The sequence below is a fragment of the Paenibacillus sp. 37 genome, assembly GCF_008386395.1.
Classification (GTDB): domain Bacteria; phylum Bacillota; class Bacilli; order Paenibacillales; family Paenibacillaceae; genus Paenibacillus; species Paenibacillus amylolyticus_B.
Genome location: NZ_CP043761.1, coordinates 889,173 through 905,312, shown reverse-complemented (window position 1 = coordinate 905,312; position 16,140 = coordinate 889,173). Strand labels below are relative to the sequence as shown.

Genomic DNA, 16,140 nt, shown 5'->3' with positions numbered 1-16,140 from the left:
ACTCGTAACTCATGCATCTGCTGGCCTATCATTTACAAGATCATTCGCAGTTTCGTGGCAATTCACATTATGGTGTCCTAGCCTTCTTCTTCACTTATACCATGCAAATGTAACTTTGTTCAAACAGCAGTATCTGTTATTACTTCCATTAGATCTTCAGATTATTGAAAGTTCGATGATCTCGAAATTGCCCTTTCCCGATTTTATCACGTCTTTATTAGATTTTCAGCCCGATTGCTCTTGCCGAACTGGAAAAGCTCCTCTAAAATGAAGCTCGGCAGGTATTTAACCTGCAGATCGTCATTTGGAGGAGGCATGACTTAAATATGGAGATCTCACTGGATATAATTAAAGATAAAGTTGAATGCTTGCAGGCTTATGACTTTCATGAACTGGCGCGAGTGATTGAAGAACGAATTGAAATCAATAAAGCGCTGATGCTGCGTGTGAAGCAAGTCCAACATCAAGTAACATTTGATCCTATTCGCACCAAAATGTTATATAGTGCAGTCGTGCATTTTGCCGTAGATTGATGGAGTATATATCAAGCAAAAGAAGACGCAAATTTGCTCGCGTCTTCTTTTGCTAACTAATCCCTTGTTACAAATCCTGCTTGACCAACATCGTCACTGAATCCACATGTGACAAGCACTCAGTGAAAACGAAACATTAAATTCCCAAAGGAATGATGTTTGCTTAAAAAATACTTTTATTGATATTCTATTCCTGACTTATCAAGTCCACAGCAGCATGAACTAGTTCTACCTTTTTCCGAGAGTAGATAAGTTCAATTAATGAATCCACATGAATACCTTTAGCTTGGATTCTTCCTCTCCCACCATTCATTAAAGGGACGATAATATTGGAGTTCTTTTCCACAATTTTCCCAGAATATCCACTGTTTCTTATTGGGTAGACCATAATTGCATAAAACTCATTATTTTCTTTACCTTGTTCTATCACAGACATTTGCGAAAAGAACTGAGCATAGAACGTAATCTGATAAATATCTGCATTGGAGACTTTGCCTATATTGGCATAATCCTTATTCTTAGTATCAAGGACAAGTTTCATCTCTGAGTCACTAGAATTTTCCGATAAGGATGAAATCACAATATCTGGGGTTATAGCTCTTTTTTTCATCAAACCTCCATCACTTTGGATCGCACCAAATGTTTCGGGCTGCAAAGTAACTTGGTACAAATCCTTCAGTGATGCCTCGAGAAATTTCCCCGTAAACTTCTCGAAAACATCATTCATATTGAAAAGGACAGTAAACAATCGCTCTGTAGGCCTATGAAGATTTACGACTGTCATACTATTAATTAATATCTGTGTTAACCTATGTGCCTCTTTATAGTGCTTGTTCAGTTGATTATAGTTAAATGAATTCTGAATGTGATCAACATCTGTACAAAGATCCATAAAATCATTGTAATAATACATAAGCTGTTGCTTAGTCGTTTCATTTAAATATCTGGATACATGGGTGAGATAGTCCAACCCTTTAAGAATGTATTGGTTTTCAGGTACATCCGTTGTTAATTCATCGTAGCTGCAATAAATTTTTGGTGGTAATGCATAGTTATGTTTTAGGTTTTTATAGAAATCTGGCCTACCCCGAAGTATGCTTAGATTATCTTCCTCGGTAACGTAACTTTTATAGACACCAATGCGCATCATTTTTCCTAGTTCACTCAAATACAGTTGCGCCAATAATTCTAGAAAATCATGCATTAATTTAGGCAACTTGGCTGATTCAACCATGCTGTTTTCCTGAATATTAGGCAATCCTTCAGCCACCTGTAACATGTTAATGAAGTATTTAAAATCTTTATTAAATCTGGGACGAATAGTGATTTGATAGTTTTTCAATTCAATAACGCCTACCCATCCTAACGCCCTTATTCCAAAAGTCCATTCATTAAAAACTAAACAACCATCGTCCTCTTCATAGGATTTTTCAGCGCTCTTCCGATTTTGGAGCGATTTTAAATACCGAATATCCTCTTCAGTCACTCTTTCTTTAGTTAACCATTCCTCTCTTCCATACTCCATAAGAACAACTTGCTCTTTTTGTATGACCATCGTCAGCACCTATTCTTCTGTAAGATCGGAACACAATTCTTCTAAATAACCAAATACTTCTGTATACCTGTTCGTCTCATAGGAACAATACTCCATTAATATGGGCAATATTTCGAACTTCAAAATATCCCTTACTTCCAGTGGCCCCTCAATTTCCTGACCATCTTGATAGAAATACCCATGCCCAATAAATTTATTTTCACTGATGCCCATTTCATTTTTTAATCTATCATTAATCTCTTCCAGTAAATTGCTTAGCTGTAGCTCACATTCCTCTCCATTTTTCTCATAGCTAATCGTATTACCGAGTGATTGAGGTTCGGAAGGAATTTCGATTAATGCAAATCGTCTTCTTAGAGCCACGTCCAAGGAGCTAATGCTTCTATCCGCTGAATTCATGGTACCGATTATATATACATTGCTTGGAATAGCAAATTTTGATTTGCTTTGAGGTAATGTCAATGTCGTATCTCGTTTATCTAATTCCAGCAACGTAATAATTTCACCAAATACTTTGGCTGTGTTTCCTCTATTAATCTCATCGATGATAAAATAATAGTCTGTACCCGGATTCTTTTCGGCCTCCTTACAATATTCTTTGAATATCCCATCCTCCAATCGAAATGCGACTAAACCTTCATTGGTTTGAATAGGCTTGTAGCCTTCGATAAAGTCTTCATAACTGAATGAAGGGTGAAACGTACACATTTGAAGAGGTACGCTTCCATTATCTATTTTTTTAATCATTTTGATTATCTTATCTCGTTCACTAATTTCACCTAAACAAGCAATAATTGCTTCTTTCAGATTATTTGAAATAAGCTTTTGATTGGCCTGTTTTTGAGCATTCACACTAGCAGATGCTTCATTAATTTCATCCTCTGCTCCTTTGTAATACTTAGCAAGGAGAGATGTAGTCAGTGAAGGTTTAAAATAGTATATATCCTCAAAGTGGTTTTTATAGCATTCCATCCCATCTTCACTTTTAAATTTCTTGCCCTTTGAATATTTTACTTTTGCCAAACCAATAATAGTATTTTGGGTTTTGGAAACGTGTACGATTAAGATAAAATCATCTTCAGCAATTGTAGTACAAAGACTCCCCTTTACATACCAGTAGAACGGTTCTTCCATATGTAATATGGTAGAATACAACCATAATCTTGGTTCCCTACTATCTTTCACCGAGCATAAGTCGATAAACTTTTTTGCCGTATATGTCTTTCCCGTACCTGGCGGGCCATATAATATGATTTGACCTCTTCTTTTCAGTGAAAGTGCCATATCCTTATAATGTTCTGATAGCTCACCATTGCTTACCATTTCACCTATGTATTCTACTGTTTCTTCTAGTGACATTATTCTCGCTCCCCGCTGCGCTTCTAAATCTATTACCAATATTATACTACTACATTTTGTGACAACATTCCTTATTGAGGTTGGTTACAAAGCATCGTTTCAGTTACTACTGCGTGGAGATTTCTACTCATAATATCCCCCTCTGGTTTACACGTCCCGACTAACTATCCCCGCTTAAACATAATATCTGGTATAGGAATTAATATTTCCCTCTCCTCACCCGCCTTCTTCCAATAAACAATATACCGTACTGCCACATTTACAGGCTCATACCCCTTGGAGTGCAATTCACCTATTGTCTCTAGCATTCGTCCCGAAAGTGCAGCTACCTTCTGCCCTCGAGCGTTCAGAATGTATCTGCCATCGAGTTGCAATTGATCACCCGGACGTGTGAGAACTATCGCAGACTGGCATCTCATACAGAAGTCCAGCCACAGGTCGCGGAGAGTCAGCGGAATCGCCAACTGTGCCGAGGGTGGATACACTGTCGAATCTGCAACACGCTGCATCGATTCTACATTCAGATGGTCCAAATAGCTGCCATTATAATGAATGGACAGGTGCTGCTTGGCTCGGGTCATGGCAACATATATTGCGCGAACCACCGTAGGGTCTCCTGCCTTCAAGTTTCTAAGTAAAAGGAACACCTTCTCATACTCTCGCCCCTTCGCCTTATGAATCGTGGACACATATACCGTCTCCCTATCAATTGCTACAAAGTCTTCCAGATTGGACTCGCTAATGAAGCTTTCCAAATCGGTCATATACATGCTACCAGCATGTATATCGGCGAAATCCTGAAAGAGTCCCAAACATGCTTCCAAATGAGGGTTCCTCTTAAAACGTTCCTTGAAATTACACAAAGTCTGCTCCCATACGTCCTGTTGAATACGGGCAGTCTGGCAATGCTGACGCAGTTCCAACAAAAAATAGCGCAATTCAAAAAGATTGCTCAAGTTGAACCCGTCATTGCTGATCACCAGTTTGGCGGGGATTTTGTTCTCTACAAGCCTTGTAAATACCTGCATCGCTTCCTCGTTGGTATAGGCTAACACAGCCGTGGTACCGTCCATTCCAGTATTCCGAAGCCGTTCTACCAGCGGGATTACGAGTTGATCACTATTGTAGGTGACGATCTCCAGCATGCCATTCTCCTGGTGAATTGACTGTATTGAGGTACGCTTGAGTCGATCTGATAGCTGCTGTACCCATTGATTCGTAAATGCAATCAGGTTAGGCCTACTGCGATAATTTTCCACTAACTCATACATCCTGCTGGATTCTGCCTCTAGCAACTGTGCCATATAGCGAGAGCTGGCATGCCGAAACATATAAATATTCTGGTCATCATCACCTACAGCAATAATACGCATATCCTCATTAAGCTGCTTGAGTGTCTGCACCAGCTCATATTCATCAGCATTCATATCTTGAGCCTCATCCAGTACCAATACCGTCTTAGTAATACGAGATACCTCCACCTCACCGCTATGAATGCGTCGAACTGTCTCTCTGATAATCGCATCAGACTTTTCCAACGATCCAATTTTACCTAGTAGATCGAAGCAGTATGAATGAAACGTTTTAATTTCGATATAATGCGCAGCATTCCCCACCAGCTCAAGCAGACGTTTCTTGAACTCGGTCGCAGCCGCTCTGGAAAAAGTAAGCATTAGCATCTGTTCATGCTTCACATCCTCCATCAGCATCAGAGAAGCCAGCTTGTGAACGAGCAGGCGAGTCTTGCCACTTCCTGGTCCAGCTAACACTACAATGTTATGTGAATCCTTGTCGTTGACAATGTTTAATTGTGCGGGAGACAGCTCGCCAAAAAGCTGGTGAAACTTGGTTGGAGTGATCGTGCGGTTGATCTCCTCCCGCCGATGGCCTTTGAAATATTTGTTCAGGAAATTGCCGTAATGCATTTGAAAATAATCACCCACAAATTGCAATGCATCACGTTCGTCCTCCACCATCTTCGCTGCATATTCACCAACGATATGAATTTGCTGAATCTTGCTCTGGTAGAACTGTGTCAGATCCGCATAATCTTCCAGCCTGTATCGCCGTTTCTTGTCCATCTCCAGCCGCTGCAACGTTACCGTGTTGTATATGACCAGAAAACCACCCTCCAGCTTTATTGCATCAATACGAGACAGATAGAATATAGCATCTTCTATCTCCTCTATCGTTGCCTCCTGTTGGGTTAGGACACCCTTAATCGATTTATTATAGGCCTCCTTCAACTCTAGCACCGAAAATTCCACTAGCATATCTTCCTTCATTCCTGTATCCACAGAGCTTGAGCTGCTACGCTGATGAAGATTGCTCACTATGAATGTTGCCAGCTCATGACGGCGCTCCATTCTCTCACCCCATACCTGCTTAGCTAACACCCTCACAATTGCAACATGATTCGAGGAAATGGTCTGCCGCTTGATCCAGTACTGAATAGCCCAGATGTTCAGAATTATTTTAATGGTATCTATAGAAACTCTCTTGATTCCATCACTCTCAGCTTGTTCATTCAACTCCTTCAGATGCAGTAAATGTTCCCCCTCATCCTCTAGTTGATGCCGCAGGAACACCTCTAGCCTCTTGAATCTGTTCAATGTCGCCATTGAGCTGCTGATCTGGTTCCTCGACTTAATATATGCGGTTAAATCCTTCGTATCTGCAAGAATATTTTCCTCACGTAGCAATTGGATTATTCGAATAACATCCTTTTTGTTCATGCCGAGATGATCTGAAATGTAATCAATACGAGCTTCGGGAATCTCCTCATTAGCATGCTTGCGGCTCTTGGTGGAAAATAGCTTCCGGATAATTCGGCCTGCTGCTTCCTTCTGCGTACTGTCGAACCGCTCAGAGGATTGAATCCGTGCGATAGCTTCAGCGGCGTTGCGGGATATAATACCGCTGGCAAATACACGGGGACGATTGTGTCCACGCTTCACATACCCTGCCTTTTCCAGCGCTGCAATTGCCGTTTTCACTTTCGTTTCAATGTCCAGCACGCTCTCATCCCAGCCTGCCTTACGAGCAATTTCCAGTGCAGATTCAGAAATCGTCGAACGGGAATTACTCAGAACCTTGATTGCCTGCCACACCTGCCCAATTTCCCGAATACTGAGCTTGGTCTGATTCAAAAGGATGAAATGCTTGCTTAGATCCTCATCATGAAATAACACATAACATACCGCCGAGATCGACTCATCCCTGCCTGCTCTGCCTGCCTCTTGCACGTAATTCTCCAGCGAGTCCGAGATTTCATAATGGAGCACCAGCCCCACATCTGGCTTGTCAACCCCCATCCCAAAAGCAGAAGTAGCCACCATAATGGGCACTTCACCGCCAATAAAAGCGTCCTGGTTGCTCATCTTCTCCTGCTTGTCCATTTTCCCATGATATGCTCTTGCTACATATCCATCCTGACATAGCCTCTCAGCCAGCTCGGCAGCCTTACGTGTTCTCGATACATAGATAATGCTAGGAACCTCATAGCTATCCAGCAGCCTTCTCGTCGTATTGTACTTCTCTTGCTCGTCATTCATCTTAAGTACGTTATACCGCAAATTGGTACGTCCTGTTTGGGTCTCGTAAAGTTCCAGCTCCAGTCCCAACTTATTCCGAAAATAATCCCGAATATCCTCAATGACCTGTTGCTTCGCAGTGGCGGTAAAGCAGGACACTGGAATTGGGTCAGGACTGTTTTTCTTCTCCTGCAATGACTTGATAAAATCTCCTATGTATAAATAATCTACTCGAAAATCCTGTCCCCAGGATGAAAAACAGTGTGCCTCATCAATAACGACACGAACTAAGTTGCGCCCTAGCAGTAAACGCTCAATCGATGCAGAGCGCAGCGATTCTGGTGAAATGTAAAGCAAGGATGCTGATCCATCCTCCACCCGTGCAAACGACTTCGCACGCTCAATAGGGTCCAGCAGCCCATTGATGGTCACTGCCTTCGTAATACCTTTACGCTCCAGATTGTCCACCTGATCCTTCATCAGTGATTGGAGAGGTGAGATGACCAGAGTCACCCCCTCCATTGTCTGTCCACTCATCAGCGCAGGCAGTTGGAACGTTACCGACTTCCCGCCTCCTGTCGGAAATACAGCGAGCAGTGACTTATTGGCGACAGCGGCTTTGACTGCCTGCTCCTGAAGCGGCTCCCCACCGTATCTGCGAAATTGGTTGTAACCGAAAAAATGATGCAGTCCTTTATGCACATCCAGTTTCTCATTACAGTAAGCACATCCACTCAAACAGGACTTGCTGCGTAGCAAAAACATAAAGCGCTCTGTCTCAGGATATTGTTGCAGCACCCAAGGAGGTGTAATCGCCTTTGTTCCTGTGATCAAATGCAGATCATTGGTATAAATTAGCCCAAGTGCATAAGCTAGCGCCACTGGCTGCTCAGCAACCATGCGTCCTATTTCAGCATGCTCGCATATATTGGCAGAAAAAAATTCCTTAATAAGCGAAGCTGGATTAGACTGGAACACTGGCAACCGGACATAGTCCAGAAAACCGCTGAACTCTCTCTGCTTCCATAGCAAAGAACTATAAATGTGACGCAAAGCTGTTGGTAGCCTAAGGAACTCCTCCACTTCATCGGCAAATAGTTCCCGTGCCTTCATTGCATCATTCAACGGATTGTTCGCTTCATCCGACTGGAGCTTATCATCCTTTAGCAGTGCATGGTAGAACTTCTTTGGAAATAACAAAGGAGACCAATATAGTGTGTCAATACATGTCCGCTCGTCGATCCCCACTGTACTCAGAGAACTACGCAGATAATTCAGATCATGATGAATAATATTATGCCCACATACATAACGCACTCCTTGTATAAAAGCTGTGAATGCCTGCACAGATGAGGAATGATAACTCATTCCATCTTCGTGTACAGCCCCAATGTCCATAATTTTTCCCGTCGTTGCTTGAATCTCCGTATCTACAAATACAATCTTCTCCATATCTTGCCTCCACCTATTGAACCCTGACCCGCCTGCTTGGCAAGATCAGATATCTATATATTCATATTTGTTGTATATATACGACAAATATATCCATAATCCTCCAAAGTATCCCTTATAACACAATGAACCTGTAAGTGGACAAGTTAATTTTATATCTCAACTATACTTCGTCCATACAAAGTTAAAGTAAACAAAGAAACTTCCAAAACCGTCTCTTCGTGGTTTTAGAAGCTTCTTGCTCATTCAAGCCTAAATAGATAGCTACATTAAAGAAAACTAAAAGGGATTCTCCAACTTCAATGTTGCTTCGGTCTCCTCTAAAGTACATTAAGTGAAACTGCTCGTCGTAAAATTTATATGGGCGCAAACGTGCTTGTCAGCCATAGGACTCTCACTTGAGAAGTGCGGAAACCGAAAAGAGTCAAGAACTGTTATCCTTGACTATTTTTCGTTCATTATTACATATGAATTCCTAATATTTTCAATTGCGCATTAATCTTAGCTTCAAGTTCAGCAATTTCTTTTCGATCTTGCTCTAATAGCTTATTCACTTCAGCAAGATCTATCGTTTGCTCTTCTTCAAACGTATCCACGTAACGAGGAATATTTAAGTTATACTCATTTCCTTTAATTTCCTCAAGTGACGCCACATGAGCGTATTTATCAACATCTACACGATTTCGATAAGTTTCAACAATTTTATTAATGTTCTCATTCGTAAGTTTGTTTTGATTCTTACCCTTTTCAAACTCGTGGCTTGCATCAATAAACAAAATATCCTTTGCTTTACGATTTTTCTTAAACACCAAAATTGTGGTTGGAATTGATACGCCGTAAAACAAGTTAGCAGGCAAGCCTATAACTGTATCAAGATAATTTTTCTCAATTAAAGTTTGACGAATCACACCTTCTAAGGGGGTCAGAAACATCTGACGAATAATATCTGGTAGAATTGTAAGTTAACTCACTTAATAATAAACTTATCGAGAGCAGGGGGTAATACCATGCAAGAAATATTTATGAAGAATTATAAAAACAATGAAGTACTGCGCAAGAGTTTTTTCGAGCTTGCTGTCAACACGTTTGAGATCAACTTTGAAGATTGGTATCAACAAGGATACTGGGGCGAGCGTTACATCCCTTATTCATATGTCGATGGAGACCAGGTTATTGCCAACGTTTCTGTTAACATCCTTGAGCTCATCATTCACGGTGAGAAGAAAAAAGCGATTCAAATCGGCACGGTGATGACACATCCTGATTATCGGGGGAAAGGACTCTCTACACGTTTAATGATCAAAGTTTTAGAGGAATATGAGAACAAGTACGATTACATGTACCTTTTTGCCAATGAATCGGTGCTTGATTTTTACCCCAAGTTTGGGTTTAAGCCTGTGGAAGAACATCTTTTTTCAATGAATTATACGGCAATAAAATCACCCGAGCCTGCGAACATCCGAAAACTAAATGTAAATAACGCGGATGATATACGTCTTATTCAAAAATTGGCATCGGAAAGATTACCTGTTTCTCAGCACTTCGCAACCTATCATGCTCAAGGAATACTCATGTTTTATTGCCTGAATGTCTTTAGTGATGATATTTATTACTTGGAAAACGAAAACGTCATTGTTATTTATCAGAAAGAAGACAATCATATTGAGCTCTACGATGTTGTTAGCTTAAACGAATTGAATATGAAAGATATCTTGGATAAGATCGCAGATGAGGATACGGAGAAAATAACCTTCCATTTCACTCCAGATGTAACAGATCATATCGTTCTAAAAAGTACAATCACCAATGAAGGTTTATTTGTAAGAACTCATGGTGAACATCTCTACCCTGTGTACGTTAAACATCCAATTACATCTATTGCTTGATGATTTATTTAATAAGACCTACCACCTGACCATATTAAAAAAAGATCAAAAAGGAGCAGGATTTCCCTGCTCCTTCGTTATGTGAAACTTCTTTCTCTCATCAAACGTAAATTCACAAGGTATAATGAAATCAGATGACCGTTCAGCATGATCTTATGAACATCATAATGAAATGAAGGAGAGGACATTCGTGGCGTTTATCCCGTTAAACTGTCCCAATTGCAATGGAAGAATTGAATACAAGGAGGATGAAGTTTTAAAGTGTCCCTATTGTGAAACAGAGCTTTTATTGAAGCAAAATCATGTCTATTACGTAGACCAGACCATTAATCATTACCACGGGACAGTTCCTGAGGCGACGCCGAAGCCGTCCGTCTCCGTCTCCATCCCCCTAAGGCTGTTATTGGTCCTGCTGCTTGTCATATCAGGCGCCATCGGTACATATTTTTATTATAGCAACAGCTCCACTTATTCAAAAACAGAAGCCAATCTGCCTGTGCGAAAGATGCCCGAAAGCGAGGTTCTTCTTTCCTTTTTGCGAGATATCTTCGATAAAGGATCTGCCCTACCGACAGAGGAGGAACTGGCTCGTCTTCGCTATTTAACCGTAGAGCATTCGGAGAATGATCAGTGGACGTTTACATATAGCCTCTCCGATCCCTTCAGCGATGAACAGGCCGAGAAAATCACTTATGTTACTCAGGACAAGAAACTGAATAGCCAGGAGATCGATCAGCGAGATTTTGAAGCCTTTACGGGACTGACGGCATTGGACCTGACGAATACCTATGAAATCTCCCAGACGGATCAAACCACTTTGGCCCATATGTCCGGATTAAAAAGTTATGGAGGCGCTTTTAACGAATCCTTCAGTACATTTTCGGGCTACTTTGGAGACAAGACTAAAATTACGGAGCTTTCCACTCAGCTTCGCAGCAATCAGGAATTGGCCATGCTGCTGGAGTTTCCTAATCTGAGCTCGTTATCCATTACCTATGTGGATGAATCCGTAACGGATTTCTTTCTGTTGAACAAGCTGCCGCTCAAGTCTCTGTCGCTCACCTTTGTCGATGAACTGGGATGGTTGTCCTCCATGACCGGGCTGTCATCCTTATCCATACATTACAGTGAAACCACAGACCTGCAGCCGCTGTACGCCTTGACCCAGCTTCAGGAGCTTCAGCTATCCTTTTTAACGAATGTAAAGTCCATCGACTTTGTACAAAATATGCCTGCTCTACAAACACTTGATCTCGAAAACGTAAACTTCTCAAGCCTGGAGCCCTTGGCCGACAAGGCCTCCATTACTACACTACGTCTGGCTTCTCTAAGTCAGCTTGCTTCGGTAAAGGTCATAAACAGTCTGCCCTCTCTGCGAGAATTAACGTTGTCCGGTTACTACGAGAAAGCAGAAGCGCTGACATTGCCTAATGTGGGGCGAGTGGAAATTCCAAGCTCCTTTCTCACTGGGCTAAAGGCCCCGGCTACAACCAGTCTGACGCTCCGTGGCGGAAGCGGGGAATTGAACTTGGCTGCGCTGGGGAAATTCCCAAAACTGGAGCAACTCTCCCTCTGGGAGATCGATGAAATTACACGTCTTGGCGCCTTGGACGGTTTGCCCAGCCTAGAGACTCTAAACATTTACGACTCGTCACTATATAAGGAGAGCGATGCTTTATTTCGTTTGAAGCAAATCAAATCTCTGATGTGCTCCGAGTGTAGGTTGAATTTCGAGCAAAAATCGGCCACGGAGAACAGTGTGCTTGAACATTTGGCTTTAGAGCAGCCATATTTCAGCATAAATAACAACTCTGTCAATGAAGTTGACCAGATGATGCCTTACTTTGCCAACATGCCGGCTCTACGTTCCTTTACTCTGCAAGACAGCAATTTGTCTTCTCTCGAATTTATGAGTAACTGGCAGGCCATAGAAGAGCTTCATCTCGAGAACAATGCCATTTCCAATATCGAGACCCTAAGCCAGCTGCCTAATCTGCAAAAGGTATATCTATCCGGTAATTCCGTACAAAACAAATCCGTGCTTGGTACGGATGTGCATGTGTATTAATTACCGCTTGGGATGATGGAGTGAGGAGTTTTAGACTACTATAGTTATTGAAGTAAAGAGGAGCAAATGCTCCTCTTTACTGTTTTTCGCTAGAATATCTGTATGATCTGTTTATAGGCACTCCAGAAAAGGGTCTTGCAAAATGATTAGGGAAACGACCCTCGTATCAGGGATTCTGTAACAGTCAAGCCCTCATTCTCCTTCTCCTCGTCCCTTTACTTTTTATTCAGATCAGAGCGCTCGGATTGACCTCGCCAAAGATATGATACGGTGTTATCCCCTTTGCAAATAGGCTATCGATCAGCTTGACCAATTCTTCTGACGATAGATCTTTGTCGTTGCGTATCCAAAGACGAAACATAGATATTAATGTCGAAATGTAAAACTCAATGATATATGGTGCCAAGACATCATCTGTTGGAAAATCCACAATCAATCGCTCAAAGGGAATTTCTCTTTTCAAGCGTTCCACAAAATGAACAGAACCATAGTCTCCCAAAAGGGCCTTCAGAACTGAAATGTCCTCTGCATTTTCCAAGCATTGAAGTGCATCCTGGAACGTATGTGTAGAAAACTCTCTGCCTGCCATTTCCTCGTTAATGGATTTCAAAACACGCTCTTCAACGCAGTCCAACAACTCATAGATATCTGTAAAGTATTGATAAAATGTACTCCGATTATATCCTGATTGGTTAGCGATCTCTTGTATGGATATTTTTTCGATGGGTTTTCGACTATATAAATCACAGAATACATTTATAAATGTCTGCCTTGTTTTGTCCGTAATTTCAGGTTGCTTTTTCATTATTTGCCTCCGTCTGCTGTTCGATCAATTATACGACAGATATTAAAAATCTGATGGTTGATGATCGTAAAGTGAATCAATACAATAACATTATACAACATGTTGTTGGATCATCAATAAGGATTAAAATATTTTTTTCAGGAGGTAATATGAGAATTTTATTCTTTGGTAGAGGTGTCATATCGACCCAGTATGCTTGGGCTTTTGAAAAGGCAGGGCATACCGTTGAGTTTTACGTTAGAAAAGGGAGAAAAGAAACCCTCGGAAGTCATATAGCGCTTGAAATGTGGGACGCACGAAGAGGGAAACAGTTAATCCAAGAAAGCTGGAACATCAAACTGCATGAGGAGATAAGCCCAAATTACGATCTCATCATTGCGAGTGTCAACACGGAGCAACTTCCATCAGCAGCACAGCTCCTATCGACTGCCGCGGGTAACACCCCTATCCTAATATTCAATAATATTTGGCAGGATTTAAAATCATCGATCTTGCCCTTGTCTATGAACAATGTTGTCTTTGGGTTCCCAGGAGCAGGAGGCGGCATTGAGGACAATAAGCTTAGGGGCGGCTTTTTAAAAACGATATTTCTGGAAAAACCACGGGTAGGCACAGAACAGATAAACAACAAGGTCAAAGAACTATTTGAAAGCGCCCATTTTAAAATCAATTGGACAAAAGATATGCAAAGCTGGCTATGGAATCATTTTGCCATGAATGCGGCGATGGAGACCGAGGTGTTAAAACGAGGAAGTTTCCCAGCAGTCTTGAATCATAGTGACTCATTCGCAAATGTCGGTAAGAGTATGCGGGAAATGACCCCTGTACTTAAAGCAAGAGGCGCAAAGATGGACGCGATTACTCTACTGTTGACCAAGATCCCACCGGCACTTCTCAGCCTGCTGTTTAACAAGGTTATTCTTGCAAAGGGCAGCTTACCACGACTTTTCATTGAATACAACAATAGTAAAGCCGGTTTTGCGGTACTTGAAGTTGTGAGAGAAGCAAAAAAGTTAGGCATACCTTTACCACGTCTTACTGTGGCATTAGAAAACACTGAACAACACCAAGCTATTAAAAACTGATAAACTGAATGCCTTTCGCTGAATGAATGACTTCGGTTAAAACAATTATAGCCCGAGCTTTAGAAGCCTCGGGCAAATTAGCTATATTAAAACAGGTAAATGTAGCTTCAAAACACTACACCCTAACCAACATCGCTACACTCTCCACATGTACTGTATGCGGGAACATATCCACTGGCGTTACCTCAACCGTTCGATATCCGCCATCCTCCAGCACACGAAGATCACGTGCCAAGGTACTCGGATTACAACTCACGTACACCACGCGCTCCGGCTTCATTTCCAGAATCGTTTCCAGCAAACGTGGATCACAGCCCTTACGCGGAGGATCAACAACGATGACATCAGCTTCGATGCCTTGTTCTTTCCAACGCGGGATGACATCCTCAGATGCGCCGACTTCAAACTTCACGTTACGCATCTCGTTCAAGAGCGCATTGCTACGTGCATCCTCGATCGCTTCAGGCACGATCTCCACCCCGTACACCTGATCCGCATGTTGCGCGAGGAAAAGAGAAATCGTCCCGATGCCGCAATAGGCATCAATTACGGTTTCTTTGCCGGTCAGTCCGGCGTACTCTACCGTTTTCCCGTACAACACTTCCGTCTGCACCGGATTCACCTGGTAGAACGAACGCGGAGAGATCGCAAACTGCACATCGCCAATAAAGTCATAGATTACATCACGTCCCCAGAGAACGCGGGTCTCATCGCCAAAGATAACGTTGGTCTGTTTCTTGTTCACGTTCTGGCAGATGCTCGCGACATGCGGAATCGCTTCACGGATACTGCCAATCCATTCGTCTTTGTACGGAATGTCTCGACCATTCGTAACCAGAACGAGCATCATCTCGCCTGTACGGAACGCTTTCTTCACAACCACATGACGCAGCAGACCGCGGCCTGTCTCTTCGTTATATGCGCTAATTCCAAAATGACTACCGATCTCCTTCACCTTCGCAACCACTTCGTCGTTATGCTCATGCTGAATGAGGCAGCTCTTCATATCGATGATCCGATGGCTTCCTTTAGCGTAAAAGCCACCTACCAGACCACCCTCGGCTGCTCCAATCGGCACCTGTGCCTTATTCCGATACCGCCATGGTTCGTCCATACCCATCGTAGGCAGTACGCGAATGCCCTGTTCCGTATCTTCTTCGTTCATGACACCTTCAAGCCGCAAACGAATGCGATTACTTCCAATCATCTGTGCTTCAGAAGATGCTTGTCCAGGTTGAGTTGGCTGATTCTCATCCTGTACCAACCGCTCCTCCAGCTTCGCCTCACCAACTGAAGCGTCATTCTGCACACGTTGTTTTGCACTTTCTTCATCTTCCTGCACGTTGGATGCCAACGTCTCTGCATCCTCCACCATTACGTTCAGCTTGCCAATCCGCTGCAAATTATCGACCACCAACTGGCGCTTCCACGCAAGCTGTCCGGCATAGCTCATATGCTGGATCTGGCAGCCTCCGCACTGATCGTAGATCGGGCAAGGCGCGGACACACGATCCGGGCTGGCGTTCACGATCTCCAGTAACTTGGCGTAGCCATACTGCTTCTTGGTTTTCATCACGCGCACACGCACAGTTTCACCTGGAAGCGCACCCTGCACAAAGAGCGTATATCCATTCGCGCGACCTACGCCCTCACCGTCATGGTTCATGCCAATGATGTCGATGACAGTCTCTTCATTTTTGCTAACCGGAAGTCCTTCGATTGGTAAAGATTCACGCGCTCTCCCCTTTGGACGAACGGCAGAAAGAGATGCTCCTTGTGGGCGCACCTCTTTTCCTTGCTGACGTGGTGATGGACGAGATGATTGACTTGGCTGACGGGACGCTGAAGCGTTCCCTTGCCCCTG

The 16,140-nt window shown here is 42.6% G+C and carries 9 protein-coding genes and 1 pseudogene; 4 read left to right on the top strand and 6 right to left on the bottom strand.

From position 1 onward, the window contains the following. Positions 1-326 precede the first annotated feature (326 nt). A complete protein-coding gene (locus F0220_RS04140) occupies positions 327-533 on the top strand; it encodes a DUF2536 family protein (RefSeq protein ID WP_105602092.1) in 207 nt (68 codons plus the stop codon). Positions 534-720: 187 nt separating this feature from the next. On the opposite strand, the gene F0220_RS04135 is transcribed toward F0220_RS04140, so the two are convergent. The 4 genes and pseudogenes from F0220_RS04135 to F0220_RS04120 form a co-directional block, all read right to left on the bottom strand. After that, positions 721-2,088 carry an McrC family protein gene (locus tag F0220_RS04135; RefSeq protein ID WP_105602090.1) on the bottom strand — a complete coding sequence of 456 codons (1,368 nt, stop codon included), beginning with the start codon at positions 2,086-2,088 and terminating at the stop codon, positions 721-723. A 9-nt stretch (positions 2,089-2,097) separates the two neighbouring features. Further along, positions 2,098-3,486 carry an AAA family ATPase gene (locus tag F0220_RS04130; RefSeq protein ID WP_223199843.1) on the bottom strand — a complete coding sequence of 463 codons (1,389 nt, stop codon included), beginning with the start codon at positions 3,484-3,486 and terminating at the stop codon, positions 2,098-2,100. A gap of 125 nt (positions 3,487-3,611) precedes the next feature. Continuing rightward, positions 3,612-8,432, bottom strand: a complete 4,821-nt coding sequence (locus F0220_RS04125) for a RecQ family ATP-dependent DNA helicase (protein ID WP_105602087.1) — start codon at positions 8,430-8,432, stop codon at positions 3,612-3,614. A 461-nt stretch (positions 8,433-8,893) separates the two neighbouring features. After that, a pseudogene (locus F0220_RS04120) lies at positions 8,894-9,352 on the bottom strand (N-6 DNA methylase); the annotation flags it as partial. Positions 9,353-9,439: 87 nt separating this feature from the next. Here F0220_RS04120 and F0220_RS04115 point away from each other — a divergent pair. Both F0220_RS04115 and F0220_RS04110 read left to right on the top strand, forming a co-directional pair. Beyond that, positions 9,440-10,318, top strand: coding sequence for a GNAT family N-acetyltransferase (locus tag F0220_RS04115; RefSeq protein WP_105602085.1), 879 nt, complete (start codon positions 9,440-9,442; stop codon positions 10,316-10,318). A 190-nt stretch (positions 10,319-10,508) separates the two neighbouring features. Then, entirely contained in the window at positions 10,509-12,386 is a 1,878-nt protein-coding gene (locus F0220_RS04110) for a leucine-rich repeat domain-containing protein (RefSeq protein WP_105602083.1), read from the top strand. Between the two features lie 226 nt (positions 12,387-12,612). On the opposite strand, the gene F0220_RS04105 is transcribed toward F0220_RS04110, so the two are convergent. Further along, entirely contained in the window at positions 12,613-13,191 is a 579-nt protein-coding gene (locus tag F0220_RS04105) for a TetR/AcrR family transcriptional regulator (RefSeq protein WP_105602081.1), read from the bottom strand. 149 nt (positions 13,192-13,340) lie between these two features. On the opposite strand from F0220_RS04105, the gene F0220_RS04100 reads away from it, so the two are divergent. Continuing rightward, positions 13,341-14,276: a ketopantoate reductase family protein gene (locus F0220_RS04100; protein WP_105602080.1), complete on the top strand. Its 936-nt coding sequence runs from the start codon at positions 13,341-13,343 to the stop codon at positions 14,274-14,276. Between the two features lie 115 nt (positions 14,277-14,391). Here F0220_RS04100 and rlmD read toward each other — a convergent pair whose 3' ends face one another. Next, positions 14,392-15,942 carry a 23S rRNA (uracil(1939)-C(5))-methyltransferase RlmD gene (gene rlmD, locus F0220_RS04095; protein ID WP_411157707.1) on the bottom strand — a complete coding sequence of 517 codons (1,551 nt, stop codon included), beginning with the start codon at positions 15,940-15,942 and terminating at the stop codon, positions 14,392-14,394. Positions 15,943-16,140 lie beyond the last annotated feature (198 nt).